We start from the raw sequence: 15,354 nt of genomic DNA on the forward strand, positions 1-15,354 counted from the left end.
AGAGATATTGTTCTAACCTTTTACCACTCAAGCTCCTTCTTAAAGTCACAATACCTCCACGAGATTCAAGTATTAAAAGATTAAGATATTAAAAGTTTAAAAAACAAATGAAGCTCTTAGCCCCACAAAAGTGCCTTTACCTTCATCTACTCTAATAACCGGCGACAAAATATACTGATCAGTTATATATGCACCGACGGCAGAGCCAAGTGCATGTGATGCAGCGTCTAACAATGCATTTTCAGCCGTATTTTCATCACGACTGTATTGATATAGCTCCGCCAAGCCGCCAGCGACAGCACTAACGGTAAAACCCACCCAAGCACGATTCTGTTCAGGCCAGTAGTAATCGCTTACAACCACCATTGCTCCTGCCGCGACCATGCCTCCGGCAAAATGGCTCACCTCACTACTAAAGCTGTTATTACCCTGCGCCTTAGTATCGGAGGAAAATAGTAACAGGCCCAATATGAATACAATTCGTAGCATTATCATTCTCTTTATCGTCTGTTTGTTTTGTCATTTTATGCTCTGTGTACAGTGTAGCAGCTGATAAGTAGATTGAATTTTGTTACACAAATAGGGAGGGCACATAAAATGGATGCCAGTTATTGCATTAGGGGATGCGGCAGGTATTGTGTGCCACCTTATGCTCAACAGTCATCTGTTTTGAGGTTTGTGTATTAACCTGCACATGATAAGGCTCGGCTTAGGCCGAGCTTTTAGGTTCTAGAAACTATGCTAGAAACTCATATTAAAAACTACGGTAAAAACATTAGTAAGTAACATTGGCAGGCCTCTCAAGCACTGCCCTCATCACGATTAATATGTGATATTTAGTATGCGGTATTAGCCGTGATTTGCTTAGCGAGTGTTAACAGCAAGCTTCTCATCTGGGTAACAGATTGCGAGTACCCGTCTGCTTCTAATGGCTCCTCAAAGGTGAAAGCTTGCTCAATACTTTGAGCCCTCTTTGATTCAGTTTCCATTTCAGAGCTGCTGTTATATTGATAGCGCCCAGACAACACCACCTTAGATTGTGCTGTCACGTAAAAATAATCGATTTGGATTGATAGATGGGCTTGCTTATTGGTCTCGCTCGCTTTTGCTTTGCTGACAAATTTGAGCGTGTTGCTTAAAGCATTCAAATCAAGCTGTAACGCTTTTAAGGTTTCATCGGCTAATGGTTCCGCCCACATATGAAAACTGGCATAGTTTAGTTTGTGCTGATTAATTTGCATCACAATATAAGGCGAGTTTAAGTATTCAGCCAATTGCACCGTAAGCTCAACCTTGGCTTTTTCACTTAGCTCACCGACCTTACTTGCTTCAGCGCGCTTACTTAAGTCAGGTGCCGTAACGCCAGCTGACGTGTGGCTATTTAATAAGTAATAACTGCTGGTGTTTGACGCTGAACTGCAGCCAGTAAGAAACAAGGCTACGCCGATTAAACTGATTAAAATGAGTCTCATTGGTTAACCTCTGAATATTTTTTGGGTTCTTCGTCTTGGCTGCCAGAATCAAATATGAGCCCATTTGGCTTATGCTTTAACTGCTCTAGTAAAGGCTTAAGCTCATACATCACATCTGAAATACTCTTCATCGCTTGCTGCAACTGCTCATAGCCTTGAGATCCTGAAGAGAAATCCTGACTCAGCGTAGCAAAACTCTCTAATGCAACTCTTAACTGCTTAACTAAACCTTGTTGCTCAGCACTGACCAAGAGCTTATTTAGATTTTGGCTCGTATGCTGCAGCTCGCTAAGCAGACTTGCAGCATTAACTAATGTGACATTAGCATTACTTGTCATCTCATCTAACGGTAACCCATTCAGATTATCGACAAACAGCTCAACCTTATCAATTAGTTGTGAATACTGGTCTTTAACCGTTGGGATCACAGAATACTTCTTATAGGTTTCAAGCTTCTCGATTCGTGGTAAATCAAAATGCTGCAATTCAACAAACATGCTTCCTGTTAGTAAGCTGCCTGTTTTTAAGCTGGCCCTTAATCCCTCTTGGATCCAGAGCGTATTATGCTGCTTCATCAAGGCAACACCTTGCTCATTATCAGGTAAGCCAATTCGCCCCGGCTGAATACTGAGGAGCACCGGAATTCGAACATTATCACTGTACAAAGCGCTTGGATCTGTCGTGATTAACTCAACCGAAGACACCTCGCCGACAGTCACGCCACGATACTCAACTGGTGCACCGACACTTAAACCTCGAATCGTATCACTCACTAACATCACATATTCTAATGAGTATTTATAGCGCGCATTACTCGCCCCTTGATAATCAGAATAAACTTCAAAGGAGTCGAGATCGGGAATTTTAGCGCCTAATGGCATCCCCTTCGGTATGCCAAAGGTCACCCCATTCGTTAATATGGTTTGAATACTGCCTGTTTTAAGTGAAATCCCCTCGGCATTGAGGTCGACAACTAAACCGCTGGCATCCCAAAATCGGGTGTTACTTGTGAGTAGCTCATGATATGGCGCATGAATAAATGCATTGTAATAGACGGCGCGATCTTTAATATTAAAGTGCACCTCTTCAATTTTACCGACGGTTAAGCCTTTATAAATAATCGGGTCGCCCTGCGAATAAGCAAACTGCTTATCACTGTTTAATGTGACATGTAAGCCAGGCGTTCCCTTGGGGGTTATCGGCGGAGAATTTAGCGCGGTAAATTCTTTGCTACGTTGCTCAGATAAGCCCGGCGAAAGTTCAATATACACACCGGATATTAATGTATCTAAGCCCGTGACCCCTGACAGGGCAATTTGAGGGCTCACCACCCAAAATTTACTGTCTTTCACCAGCATTTTTTCAGTATTGTTTGACATTCTTACTGTCACAATAACGCCATCATCTTGCTCATTGAGCTTAATGGTTTCCACCTGACCAATAGTGACTGACCTGGATTTTATTTTTGTTTTTCCAGCTTCCATCCCCTCTGCCGAATTAAACAAAATGGTCACAGCCGGACCTTGGTTACTGAGGTGGTAATACACCATCCAGCCACCAATCAACAGCGCGACTATAGGTACGAACCAAACCTTAGAGATTGTTTTCACCGTTTTAATCTCTGCATCAAGGGGCTGTTGTGATTTCATAAATGTTGATACTCGTTATAAATTAATTTCGGCTCAAAGCTCATTGCAGCCAACATCGTCATGATCACGACAGCAGAGAAAGCTAGGCTAGCGGGCCCAGGTATAATGCTTATAGTATTCCCAAGCTGAACCAAACTGGTTAGTGTAATCACCACAAATATATCCATCATAGACCAGCGACCAATAAACTCTGCTGCGCGGTACAAAAATATACGTTGATGATCTAACTGACCAGAGTGAGTTTGCACGCTGTAGTTTAACCAGATAAGGATGACAATTTTGGTTATCGGGACCATGATGCTAGCAATAAACACCACTATCGCAATAGGATATGACTTCTCTTGCCAGAGTAATAACACACCACCGATGATGGTATTGGGCTCACTCTGACCTAAAAACTCAGTGTTCATTATTGGCAATAAGTTAGCTGGGATATACAGCAAAATTGAAGTAATAATAAATGCCCAGGTTTTTTGGATTGATAGGCTGTTAGCTTGTTGTTTATCGCGGCCACTTTTTACTTGGCTCCCAGCCTCTGGCGCGTCTAATTTTGCCCCCACTAATTCTGATCCCACTAACTCTGACTCCACCAGCGTTAACTCTATTTGTTTAGCTTTAACTGACTCAGCTTTAACAGACTTAGCTGCAGCGGACTCTACCACTTGCGGCAGTGCTTTTGCTGTTAAGCTCATGGCTATCGCTTGATAAAATACTCTTTTATCCAAGTGTAATAATGCCGCTGTCATTGAAAGTGAAAATAAGATGAATGCAAAATAGGACGTGCCCAAACCAATTTCTGCTATCGAAATAATTTTCACAAAGCTCACTAAGGTGCCGATTAAAAATATTTCAACCATATTCCAGGGGATCAATTTGAATATGAATCTTGTGAGCATAAGCCCGTTAACAGGATAGCGACCTTGCCTGAGAAAAAAGACTAAATAGCTAAGAGACATCAAAATAACACTAGGAATAATAAACACGCTAATAACTTCGATAATGGCAAGCCAAGCATAACCATTATCAACAAGAATACTCACACTGTCCAAGAGCTTAATGCTATCTCCCAGACCATTATATTCAAATGAAATAAACCCAAATGGAAATGATAGTAATAAAAAAATTAAAGCAGAAATGGAAAATGCAAACACACGCTCTAAAGAGTTTGTGCGGTTAGCGGTCAAAAGGTAACCACAACGTGGGCAAAGCGCTTTTTGGTTTACGGCTAATCTGGGGATCAATACGGTAAGATCACACTCATGGCAAACATCAGTTTCATCTAAACTATTGTTTTCATCTTTCTTAATGACCATATAGTTAATCAAACCTAATTAAGGTGTTTTGACTTGAGCGGCAGGAAAAGTCTAGGCAAAAAGTTTACAACTCAGCATAACAATACTCAAGTCAATAAATTAAGTAGCACTTTGATTATAGGCAGAGGCTCAAATATGGCCACTTGATAAGTGGGGCCAATGTTTGGCTTTACTTAATGGGGGGCTCTTCAAATACGGTAACCTGCCCATAAAAAGCCTTGAATATGTGGGGAATACACCACTACCGCGTGATTTTAGTCAAAACCTCCTCAGTTATGCCCGTTTCTGCCAGCTTAGGGAAAGTCGCCCTTATGGCATGTGTATGGTTATCCGGTGACACATCCGTCATTGCATCGGTGCATAGTGTTACGTTGTAGCCAAGTTCATAGGCCTGCATTGCAGTAGACTCGACTCCCATACTGGTAGCAATGCCGACAATAACAACTTGTGTTACGCCTAATCCCTGCAGTTTTACATGCAGATCCGTATGGCTAAATGCCCCCCAAGTTCGCTTGGTGATCAATAACTGCTCTTTATACCTGATTAAATCATCAATGAGTGTTGACCCGTTATCTTGAGCGCCACCGGAGCTAGGTGCTTGATCTGTTCGCCCACTGGGACGACCAGAAACATTAACCAGTACAACAGGCCAATGACGATGATGAAAAGCTTCAATCAAGCGATTAGCGTTGTTAATAACCCGCTGTACAGCTTGAGGTTCTGGCAGAGCAACAATCCCATACTGCAAGTCAATTACAATAAGCGCGGTGTTGTCATCAAGTTTGGTAATAGCCATCTATCGTTTCTCTGCGATGCTGAGTGTAAAGAAGTCGTGTGAGAAAAGTATAGCAACACTTGGAGTAATCACTTTTGCATATTGACCTACTTGCTTTAGGTCTTGCCAAGGCCATGCCAATGCCAATGCCAAATCGATAAACTTAACCCGACAATAACCAAGAAGTGATGCGTAGATAAACCAGCTTGAAGGATCCCCAAAAGAGGCGTGATGCGTGTTTGTTCTTGTAAGATAAAATATTGATGATTTTTAATTAATACCCTCCCTCAATTAAAGTTGATCCATGTCACAATTTTGCTTTTAGCTTAAGCGCAACCTAGACTCATCAACTGTGAGTTATCTACTTTATAGGTGTAATAATGAGTAACAAATCCAATCACGATGAGACAAAGAACAAAGATCACCAAGCCCATAACCACGGTCATGATCATGGCCATCAACATACTGCAGAATTTGAACATGAGCGTATGGAACGTAAGTACAACGACGGCGATAAGTACGACGATCAGCATGAACATAAGCACAATAAAGATCATCATCAAACGCGAGATCATGAAAAAAGCCATCCTCACACTCAACATGGTGGAAATCCAACAGGCCATAAAGACTAATAAATATTAGTCATGTTCGTAAGCTGACATGGTAGTAAGTTATTCTTATTGCCATGCTTACAACAAAAAAATATGTAACACCTGAAGAAATAACAAGCCGCTATTGAACGACAATAACCCAGAGTCTTATAAGTAAGTTATGCCTATATGACGGTTAATGGCAGCCTTTCTTAACTCACTAAAGCTAAATCCATATCGAACAAAAACGTAAACGCTAGGCCACCAGCTTACTGAACTCATAGAAAAAGAGCCCAAGAGTAACGGCCAATCTCAATCAGTAACATCATAACAAACAGAATTTTGATAACTTTATTGCCTCCCTTCAACGCTATGCGTGTACCTATTTGCGAGCCAATAAGAGTGCCAAGCATCATAATTAACGCCAGTTTAATATCAAAATACCCATGACTGATAAACCAAACTAACGCACTGACATTAAACAAGGTTGATAACACTTGTGATGACGCCATCGCATGAAGAAAATCCATACCAAAGGCACGAATATTACCGAGTATGATAAAGGTTAACGTTGCAGGACCAAACATGCCTTGATAGAAGCCAAGCATGGCTCCCATTACCGCACTCACTCCCCTTTGGTGGTGGTGAAACAATGGTTCAACGGTCTTCTCTCCCATCTCTTTATTACGGAAGGTATAGATAGCTAGTGCAATCATAATCACTAATAAAATAGGCTTAAACCAAGACTCTGACACATCATCTAGCAAGGAGGAGCCAATAAAAGCAAATATACAGCCACTTATGATGGCAGGGACAATTAAGCGCCAAGGTAAATCCATTGAAAATGCATAGCGCCTAACATTATTAACACCACTTGCCAGCATCGCTAGCTTGTTGGTACCAATCACAATTGGAATAGCGACGCCTGGCATAGCATTAAATAATGCCGGTAGTTGCAATAGTCCGCCGCCACCGACTGTCGCCTGCGCGATACCGCTTATAATCGCAATCATGCCCAAATACAGATATTCAGTAATAGACACAGCCATGTCTCCTTTAGTCATTTGATACAAGCGTAGTCAAAAAATAGCGATTGAGCATAAGGACTTAGAAACTTTAATGCGGAGTAAGTAACAGTTTTCCTTATATAATTAATACTCGGTGCAAATAATGCGCGCTCAGCCTTGTCTCCACAGCAAAACCGTCTCGGCGATCCTATACTTTTGTATCGCCTCTAGGCTTTGGAGTTCCCATGACAAAAAAAATCAACTTGGCAGTTCTACTCACTATGTCGCTTGCGACTATAGCGGGATGCACCAGCCCCAACCCGTATGGGGACGCTTACAGCGCAGCAGAAACACAAACAATTGGGCAGGTGTATTACGGCACGATAGTCAAAGCTGAACCGGTGACGATTGCAGAATCAGATAAAACAAACGTTATAGCAATGATTGCTGGCGCAGCAATAGGAGGGATCCTAGGCTCCGAGATTGGCGGCGGAGCGGGATCGGATATTGCGGCGATTGGTGGTAGTGTCGCTGGTGGATACGCTGGTAGCGAAATCGCAGATAAAACAGGTGAACGCAATGGCGTAAACCTGACGATTCGCTTGGATGATGGACGCGTTATTTCTATTGTTCAAGAAGTTAATCCAAACATGATTTTCCAACAAGGTGAAGCTGTACAAATTAATGTCGATGGTAATACGGCAAGAGTAGAGCCACGTTGATAAACGAGTTGCTATACCTCTAGCGCGAGGCATAGCAACGCCCTACTTCCGCAATGCCTAAAGCTTAATAAGAGCGACAAAGCATGCCATTAAAGATGGCGGCTATGGTTGGTTTCTTCCGTTATAAGCTTATATTTAAATTAAAATGACCAACTCGATAATAAAATAACTGGCTAGCTGTCTGAAATTGCTCACTAAATAGTTGACTTGTTTTTACCGAGTCATTAATATCCGCCCCCAGCAAAAACATGGTCCGCTGCGGCCAGTTCTATTCCACGTTTTTGCTTTATGTCAGCTGATCTCGGTCAGTTGCCTCTCTATTTTTATAAATTGAGAGACAACTACTTTTGAGAGCAGCATGATCAGCCAAACAGCCAATACCTCAGCGATAACTTCACCACCTCCAGCTTGGAACAACAAAGCGATTCTTAGTGTGGCCTTTTTAATGGCGACAACCTCTGTTGGCCCAGGATTTCTAACCCAAACCGCTGTTTTTACCAATATTTACAAGATAGACATGGCCTTTCCTGTGTTTGCATCCATGTTTATCACCTTCGCGATAGTGATGAACCTATGGCGCATCGTCGGTGTATCTGGTCTGCGTATTCAAGATATTGCCAATAAAATTGCTCCAGGTGCTGGTTACTTTATCGGTATTTTACTGGCACTGGGCGCGGTGGCATTTAACTTTGGCAACGTCAGTGGTGCTGCGCTGGGGATTAACGTGCTCACAGGTGTTGATACCACTTGGGGCGCACTGTTCACCGGCGTAGTCAGTGGTTTACTGTTTGTGGTTCACAATGCATCTAAACGCATGGATCAAATGGCCCGCTACCTAGGCCTGTTTATGATTATTTTAATCGCTTACGTCGCTATGACGAGCCTGCCACCAATGGCCGAAACCTTAACCGCCGCCGTCATACCGATGGATATTAGCAATATGCTGTTGCCGACGTTGACTATCGTTGGTGGAGCCGTTGGTGGTTACTACACTGGCGCACAGAGATTGGTAGACATAGGTCTAAAAGGACAGGCACAGATTGGTGCAATTAAATCTGCGGCATGGGCTGGCATCTCCATTGCGGTGGTGATCCGTATTTTACTCTTCCTAGCAGTATTTGGCGTAATTGCAGCAGGGGGCGTATTAGATGCTAATAACCCCGCAGCCGATGCATTCAAACAAGGCGCTGGCGATGTAGGTTATTTTATTTTTGGCTTAGTGTTATTTGTAGCGTCAATTACCTCGGTTGTCGGTAACTCCTATATGGCGACATCGTTGATTAAAACGCTATTCCCAGTAGTTGAGCGCAACGAGAGAAACTTCTGCATCGGCTTTATCGCACTCACTAGCATCGGCACTGTAATGATGGACATGCCAATCCTATTGTTGATGTTGGCAGGCTTGATCAACAGCCTTATTCTGCCTGTAGTACTGGCATTTATGCTTATAGCCACTCGCCGCAAAGATATTGTCGGTGATTACAAGCACCCGCTTTACCTGTCGATCATGGGGATTGTGATAGTGTTAGGAATGGGTATAGCAAGCTTCAGTAACGTCGGTAACTTTGTCGCTACGTTTATCGGCAGCTAAACTTATTCGTCGCTAAACTTATTCGTCGCTAAGAGTATCGAGGCAAATTAATTCCGGCGCGGTCAATCGAAACCGCGCCTTTATCAACTGGATTAGTCAACTGGCTTAGTCAACTGGCTTAGTCAACTGGCTTAGTCACCAAATCTACTTTTAAAAGCTTCATTTCAAACGAATACTAGTCAATACCCCCCTTAAAACACTAGCGTCAGCAGAATATCCCGCTACGGCATACCCTTAGTTTGTTCATACACTAAAGTACTAGCAATAAACCATGTATTACACCTGTATTGTTAACTGCGAACACGTTAAAATACGCAACAAAATCCACACCATCACTTAACAATGCGCAGGCTGTCAATTTTATTGAGGTGATAGCGCATTGCTCTAAAACTACTTAATGCCTTCAAGGAGTCGAGAAGTCACATGAAAGTCAGTCAACTAATTTTAGCCATAATATCCTTAGCACTATCGACACCCGCCTTTGCCAGCGACGCTGGATTGGATCTAACACAATCGGGTGTAGGTTATGCAGCATTAATCATATTTTTTCTGGCTTATTGTTTAGTGATGGGAGAAGAGTATTTACAGCTACGTAAATCAAAGCCTGTACTGTTAGCGGCAGGTATTATCTGGCTAATGATAGGTTTTGCCTATCAGCAACAAGGCCAAATTGAAGTAGCTAAACAAGCCTTAGAGCATAATTTACTGGAATACTCTGAGCTATTGCTGTTCTTACTGGTGGCAATGACCTATATCAGCGCCATGGAAGAAAGGCGCCTGTTTGATAGTCTGCAGGCATGGATGGTCAGTAAGGGATTTAATTTCCGCACCTTATTTTGGCTAACAGGATTTCTATCCTTTGTGATCTCCCCCATAGCCGACAACCTGACCACGGCATTGTTAATGTGCGCAGTGGTAATGAAGGTCGGTGGCAGCAATGTTAAATTCATCAATATTGCCTGTATCAATATCGTCATCGCCGCTAATGCTGGCGGGGCATTCAGCCCATTTGGCGATATCACCACCTTGATGGTCTGGCAAACAGGCTTAGTGAACTTTATGGAGTTCACAGACCTATTTATTCCATCGCTGGTTAATTACCTAATCCCAGCAATCATTATGTCGTTCTTCGTACCTAAAACTAAGCCCGATTGCACTAATGAAAAGGTAGAGCTAAAACGTGGCGCCAAACGAATTGTCGCACTATTTATTCTAACCATTGCCACCGCGGTTAGCTTCCACGCCTTAGTCCACTTCCCGCCAGTTATCGGCATGATGATGGGCCTAGGTTATTTACAGTTCTTTGGTTTTTACCTACGAAAAACCCTGCCGCGCTCTTTAGAGAAAAAGAAAGCCGTTGCCTTGGCTAATAAAGATGAAGCCGCGCTAAAACGCTTAGGTTCAGTGGTGCCATTTGATGTATTTAAACGTGTATCTCACGCCGAGTGGGACACCTTACTGTTTTTCTATGGCGTAGTGATGTGTGTCGGTGGCTTAAGTTTACTGGGTTACCTCGGCATGGTGTCAGATGTGATGTACAACCAGTGGGACCCGGTTTGGGCTAACGTGATGGTCGGCGTGCTATCGGCAATTGTGGATAATATTCCAGTGATGTTTGCTGTACTTACCATGCAACCAGAACTCAGCCTAGGCAACTGGTTACTGGTGACTCTTACCGCAGGCGTGGGCGGCAGTATGCTGTCAATCGGTTCAGCGGCTGGTGTAGCACTCATGGGCGCAGCCCACGGCAAATACACCTTCTTTGGCCACCTAAAATGGATGCCAGTCATTGCACTAGGTTATGCCGCAAGTATCTTGTGTCACTTATGGCTTAACGCTGACTTATTCTAAGCTTTAGCCTACTATTTGCATCCGTAAAAGCTCGGCCTAGGCCGAGATTTTATGTCACTAAAATCAGTGATTAACGAGTTAGGTAACAGTGAACAAATTCAGTAATTGCCGCCAAATCGGCTACCGCAATGAACTCATCTGTGGTGTGCACCTTCGACATGCCCGTCGACAAATTAACCGTCTTTAAGCCATTCGCGTTAAAGATATTGGCGTCTGAACCTCCCCCCGTAGGCTTAGTCATAGCGTCAATACCTATGGCTGCAAACGTATTTTTAACTTCAACCACGTGCGCGTCATCGTCTAAGATATGATAAGCGTTATAAGAGCGAGTTGACTCAATCTCAACGCTAGCACCGTGCTCAGTTGCTGCAGCCTCAAAGGTCGACACCATATGAGCCACTTGCTTAGCTAGCTTGTCATCATCGAGTGAGCGAGCTTCAGCTTCGATATAAAGCTCAGGCATCACAATGTTAGTTGCCTGACCGCCGCGCACTACACCAATGTTAGCCGTGGTTTCAGCATCGATACGACTAAGCTGCATCTTGCTAATCGCATCGGCAGCAACCGTTAACGCGTTAACCCCCGCTTCAGGTTCGAGTCCCGCATGAGCAGGTTTGCCTTTAATGGTCACTTTCAGGCTTTGCTGCCCCGGCGCAGTAGTAATAATGGTGCCTATTGGGCCGCCTGAATCGAGTACGATTGCCTGTTTAGATTCTATCTTGCTGATATCAAAGTGCTTAGCACCGTGCATGCCGCGCTCCTCAAATACAGTAAAGGCCACTTCAACGGTTTTATGGGCTTCGCCGCGCTCTTGAATACTGCGAACAGCTTCCAGAACCGCAGCAATACCCGATTTGTCATCGCCGCCTAGAATGGTGTCGCCTTTAGCGCGAATGATGCCGTCTTCGATAATAGGTTCAATGCCGATGCCCGGCGTTACTGTGTCCATATGGCTACTGAAAACGATACTGCCTTCAAGTGAGCCAGTTAACTTGCCATAGAGATTAAAACCGTTAGTGATCTCGCCAGGTACAGCAAGCTGAGTCACCTCAAAACCTAGCTGACCGAGTTGCTCTGTTAGCACCTCTGCCACCGCTTTTTCATTGCCTGATTCACTGTCGACTTTCACCAGTGAGATAAAATGTTCAACGAGCCTTGCTTGATTAATACGAGTCATCTGTGAGCAACTTCTGTTGTGCAAAATAGACAATTATCATAAACCCAAGTGTTGGGCGGGATCGCAGGGGTATATCAAAGAAATGCGATAAACAGTCACCAAGTGCAAACTCTGATAGCTGTTATGCCCTAATCACGGGTTATTTGTTGATTTATCATTGTTCTGCATAGAGAATAACGGCTAATTTAAGCGATTTATTTCATAGTAAAGATTTAGGAGGTTCAATTCGATGATGACAAAATGGGCGACACGTTTTTTACAGATGGCCGAGCTCGTTGCATCTTGGAGTAAAGATCCCTCCACTCAAGTGGGTGCAGTGATAACTGAAGATAACCGAATCGTTTCGCTAGGTTTTAACGGCTACCCACACGGCATCTCTGACAGCGCTGAAACCGACAACCGCGAGATGAAGCTGCTAAAAACCCTACATGCTGAAGAGAATGCCATTCTCTATGCCAAGCGCGACCTTAGCGGCTGCGAGATTTGGGTGACACATTTTCCCTGCCCTAACTGTGCAGCCAAGATAATCCAAACAGGCTTAAGCACAGTCCATAGCCCACAACCAAGCGAAGACTTTTTATCACGCTGGGCAGATAAGATTAAAATTAGCCAAGATATGTTCGACCAAGCCGGGGTTAAGGTCGATTGGATGCAGGCTGACTAATACCAATGGCATGACATATTTAATGCCGTTGGTATAATAGATCTATTATTGAACATGCTAAAAAAGGACGCTGAATGGCGTCCTTTTGCTATCTTTCAGAGGGCGTTCAAGATTCTATGTCAGGCTAATTTTTTTAATTTGTAGCGCGCTGTTTAAAAGACCTTAAAAATAAATGGCTAACTGAGATACACAGAGGTTCCAATTAGGGTGGCATTGTTCATCGCTTTAACACCAACCAGAGCTTCACCGATTTGTGCATAATAATCACGCAAGCTCAACTTAGGGCTGATGGGTTGCTTATACTGATACATCCTTGTCTCAGATAGCGATCCTTGATGGCAGATTCGTCCAACCAAATACTTCCCTCGATTTAGGCAGCAACGCCGTCCTGACTTATAAATTAGACCAACTCAAAACTTAAAATAAGCTTAAACAAACCACAAACAAGCTTAACTTAACATAAATCAAAACTTAATTATCTGCCCCACAGTAGCAAACCTTCATTCGCCACAAACAAATAACCCATCAAAAACAATAGAATGCAAAGACACCTCGTTATTTACGATGAATAAAACAGCAATATCCGAGTTTACACTGGCTAGTCATTTACTCTTAACTGTTAGGGACAAAAAATGATGATACCCAAGATTAGAATATGAGTTATAAGCAGATAACAATCAACCGTATAGATAGATAAGAAGTAAGTACAACAAGCAGGTAAACATTTTGTTGCATTTGAGCGCCAAGTAGTTGTTAATATGTAAAGCCTATCAGTGAGATATGACTATTTTTGCTTGCTATGCATTTATGAGTCTCGAATAAAATAACATATAAATATGAGGTTTTAATGAAGCGCAGCCAGTTACCAATACTATTAACAGTAACCTTATCCTTTTCATTACTTGCAGACTCAATCGTTCCTACAAATGAAGAACAAGCAGTACTTAAATCTTGTATGGCGCTTAAGAATACGTCTGAAAACCTCGATACAAGTTCTTGTATTTACTATATTCAGGGATTTCTAGCGGGTTCGTTAACCACAAAATCAAATTATGTCTTACGTGAAACATCTGGCGTATTTTTAGATAGAGCCTATCGAACCAGAGTTGGAAATCATATCTCGACAGAACAACCGATCCCATTATGTTTGCCTAAGAATGAAAATATTGAGCACTTAGCAGAGCGCCTCGTTGGACATTTATCACATCCAATCGAATCGATGCCGTTGCTACACTCTCAAATTTTCGATGCGCTCGAAGTGGAATCCTCATGTTCGTAAGCAACCAAATCACAGGTGGAATGTAATGGCACAGCATGAACCGTCACTTAACCAACCCAATAACCTTATTGGTAACGGCGAGAAAATGAGTCTAAATGACGATAAATTAACGCCAGAAGAGAACACTAGGTTTTTGCCGAGCCATGTACTAATCCTCTGCTTAATCCTGTCGCTCTTTTGGTGGATTAACTCAAATTACAGCAACCCACTGCTGCTGTCCCTTGGGGCCGCTTCTATCCTGCTGGTGCTATATATTGCAAACAGGATGAATGTGATCGACCACGAATCTCTGCCGATTCATCTTTCTGCAAAAATGCCCGGATATATGCTGTGGCTAGCTAAAGAGATCATTATTGCCAATATTTCTGTGGTCAAACACATTTGGCTTGGTAATAGCAGCATCTCCCCAACGCTCGCCACGATAGACGCCACTCAACGCACAGATCTTGGCAAGGTTATCTACGCCAACTCCATTACCTTAACGCCGGGCACTGTAGCTGTGGGCTTAGTCGGTGATCGCATCATCATCCACGCATTGAGCAAAGAAAATATTGATACCTTAAAAGCTGGCAAGATGGATCGCCGGGTAACTGAATTGGAAAACAGATGTTAACTGCAGCCACTATCGCCATTCTCGTCGTCATGCTCCTCGCAATCATTCGCTGCATCGTGGGGCCAACGCTATACGACCGGATCTTAGCCTTCAATATGTTTGGCACCAAAACCGTTCTACTTATCTCGGTGCTGGGCTTTTTAATGGGACGTCCCGAGTTTTTAGATATCGCTCTCGTATACGCCCTGATTAACTTTATCAGTGTTATCGGCGTACTGCGCTTTTCTGACTCTGTAGAGTTCAATCACCACAATCAAGACCAAACCTCAACCAAGGAGGGTAAACAATGAACCTCTTACTCGAAATAGCGAGTGGATTATGTTTGCTGCTCGGTAGCTTTCTATGTCTCTCTGGCGGTATTGGTATCTTACGCTTCCCTGATTTTTATACTCGCATGCACGCGGTCGGGGTCACCGACACCTTAGGTGCAGGGATGATACTCATAGGCCTAATGCTGCAAAACCCTGCGGGACTGGTACTGCTTAAGTTGATAATGATCTTACTGTTTACGCTATTAATTAACCCAGCCGCAAGTCATGCACTAGCCAAAACCGCTCTACGTAATAATTTAGAACCCGTGCTTTATGAGCCAAGCGACAAGGGAGGGAGCAAGCCATCGAAACCATAGTTGATGTCGTTCTATTAAGCTTT

Annotated in this window: 16 protein-coding genes and 1 pseudogene; 9 read left to right on the forward strand and 8 right to left on the reverse strand. The window is 43.2% G+C overall.

What is annotated here, in order from left to right:
• Positions 1 to 96: 96 nt before the first annotated feature.
• The 5 genes from ACVBIL_RS15750 to ACVBIL_RS15770 all read right to left on the reverse strand — a co-directional run bounded on the left by ACVBIL_RS15750 (position 97) and on the right by ACVBIL_RS15770 (position 5,230).
• Entirely contained in the window at positions 97 to 489 is a 393-nt protein-coding gene (locus ACVBIL_RS15750) for a hypothetical protein (RefSeq protein WP_447167912.1), read from the reverse strand.
• Between the two features lie 347 nt (positions 490 to 836).
• On the reverse strand, positions 837 to 1,472 hold the full coding sequence (locus ACVBIL_RS15755; protein ID WP_447167913.1) for a PqiC family protein: 636 nt from the start codon (positions 1,470 to 1,472) through the stop codon (positions 837 to 839).
• On the reverse strand, positions 1,469 to 3,121 hold the full coding sequence (gene pqiB / locus ACVBIL_RS15760) for an intermembrane transport protein PqiB (protein ID WP_447167914.1): 1,653 nt from the start codon (positions 3,119 to 3,121) through the stop codon (positions 1,469 to 1,471). The genes ACVBIL_RS15755 and pqiB overlap by 4 nt, the downstream gene beginning before the upstream one ends.
• Positions 3,118 to 4,434 (reverse strand): PqiA/YebS family transporter subunit, encoded by a 1,317-nt coding sequence (locus ACVBIL_RS15765; RefSeq protein ID WP_447167915.1) that lies wholly within the window; start codon positions 4,432 to 4,434, stop codon positions 3,118 to 3,120. The genes pqiB and ACVBIL_RS15765 overlap by 4 nt, the downstream gene beginning before the upstream one ends.
• A gap of 241 nt (positions 4,435 to 4,675) precedes the next feature.
• On the reverse strand, positions 4,676 to 5,230 hold the full coding sequence (locus tag ACVBIL_RS15770) for a cysteine hydrolase family protein (protein WP_447167916.1): 555 nt from the start codon (positions 5,228 to 5,230) through the stop codon (positions 4,676 to 4,678).
• Positions 5,231 to 5,589: 359 nt separating this feature from the next.
• On the opposite strand from ACVBIL_RS15770, the gene ACVBIL_RS15775 reads away from it, so the two are divergent.
• Positions 5,590 to 5,841, forward strand: a complete 252-nt coding sequence (locus ACVBIL_RS15775) for a hypothetical protein (RefSeq protein ID WP_447167917.1) — start codon at positions 5,590 to 5,592, stop codon at positions 5,839 to 5,841.
• A 236-nt stretch (positions 5,842 to 6,077) separates the two neighbouring features.
• Here the strand turns inward: ACVBIL_RS15775 and ACVBIL_RS15780 are convergent, their stop codons facing one another.
• Entirely contained in the window at positions 6,078 to 6,842 is a 765-nt protein-coding gene (locus ACVBIL_RS15780; RefSeq protein WP_447167918.1) for a sulfite exporter TauE/SafE family protein, read from the reverse strand.
• A gap of 209 nt (positions 6,843 to 7,051) precedes the next feature.
• Between ACVBIL_RS15780 and ACVBIL_RS15785 the strand changes: the two genes are divergently transcribed.
• From ACVBIL_RS15785 to nhaD, 3 genes are all read left to right on the forward strand, one after another.
• Positions 7,052 to 7,528 (forward strand): glycine zipper 2TM domain-containing protein, encoded by a 477-nt coding sequence (locus ACVBIL_RS15785; protein ID WP_447167919.1) that lies wholly within the window; start codon positions 7,052 to 7,054, stop codon positions 7,526 to 7,528.
• A gap of 358 nt (positions 7,529 to 7,886) precedes the next feature.
• Entirely contained in the window at positions 7,887 to 9,119 is a 1,233-nt protein-coding gene (locus ACVBIL_RS15790) for an NRAMP family divalent metal transporter (RefSeq protein WP_447167920.1), read from the forward strand.
• 423 nt (positions 9,120 to 9,542) lie between these two features.
• Positions 9,543 to 10,970, forward strand: coding sequence for a sodium:proton antiporter NhaD (gene nhaD, locus ACVBIL_RS15795; RefSeq protein ID WP_447167921.1), 1,428 nt, complete (start codon positions 9,543 to 9,545; stop codon positions 10,968 to 10,970).
• Positions 10,971 to 11,040: 70 nt separating this feature from the next.
• On the opposite strand, the gene ACVBIL_RS15800 is transcribed toward nhaD, so the two are convergent.
• Positions 11,041 to 12,147 carry a M20/M25/M40 family metallo-hydrolase gene (locus ACVBIL_RS15800; protein WP_447167922.1) on the reverse strand — a complete coding sequence of 369 codons (1,107 nt, stop codon included), beginning with the start codon at positions 12,145 to 12,147 and terminating at the stop codon, positions 11,041 to 11,043.
• A gap of 229 nt (positions 12,148 to 12,376) precedes the next feature.
• Here ACVBIL_RS15800 and ACVBIL_RS15805 point away from each other — a divergent pair, with 229 nt between their 5' ends.
• A complete protein-coding gene (locus ACVBIL_RS15805; protein WP_012156491.1) occupies positions 12,377 to 12,811 on the forward strand; it encodes a dCMP deaminase family protein in 435 nt (144 codons plus the stop codon).
• Between the two features lie 176 nt (positions 12,812 to 12,987).
• On the opposite strand, the pseudogene ACVBIL_RS15810 reads toward ACVBIL_RS15805, so the two are convergent.
• A pseudogene (locus ACVBIL_RS15810) lies at positions 12,988 to 13,149 on the reverse strand (IS5/IS1182 family transposase); the annotation flags it as partial.
• A gap of 509 nt (positions 13,150 to 13,658) precedes the next feature.
• Between ACVBIL_RS15810 and ACVBIL_RS15815 the strand changes: the two are divergent.
• Genes ACVBIL_RS15815 through mnhG form a run of 4 tightly spaced genes read left to right on the forward strand, consistent with a single transcriptional unit; the run spans position 13,659 to position 15,331 of the window.
• On the forward strand, positions 13,659 to 14,090 hold the full coding sequence (locus tag ACVBIL_RS15815; RefSeq protein WP_447167923.1) for a hypothetical protein: 432 nt from the start codon (positions 13,659 to 13,661) through the stop codon (positions 14,088 to 14,090).
• 25 nt (positions 14,091 to 14,115) lie between these two features.
• Positions 14,116 to 14,703, forward strand: a complete 588-nt coding sequence (locus ACVBIL_RS15820; RefSeq protein WP_447167924.1) for a Na+/H+ antiporter subunit E — start codon at positions 14,116 to 14,118, stop codon at positions 14,701 to 14,703.
• Entirely contained in the window at positions 14,697 to 14,993 is a 297-nt protein-coding gene (locus tag ACVBIL_RS15825; protein ID WP_447167925.1) for a monovalent cation/H+ antiporter complex subunit F, read from the forward strand. Before ACVBIL_RS15820 ends, ACVBIL_RS15825 begins: the two co-directional genes overlap by 7 nt.
• Positions 14,990 to 15,331, forward strand: coding sequence for a monovalent cation/H(+) antiporter subunit G (gene mnhG, locus ACVBIL_RS15830; RefSeq protein WP_447167926.1), 342 nt, complete (start codon positions 14,990 to 14,992; stop codon positions 15,329 to 15,331). The genes ACVBIL_RS15825 and mnhG overlap by 4 nt, the downstream gene beginning before the upstream one ends.
• Positions 15,332 to 15,354: the final 23 nt, after the last annotated feature.

It is taken from the genome of Shewanella sp. 125m-7, assembly GCF_052977045.1.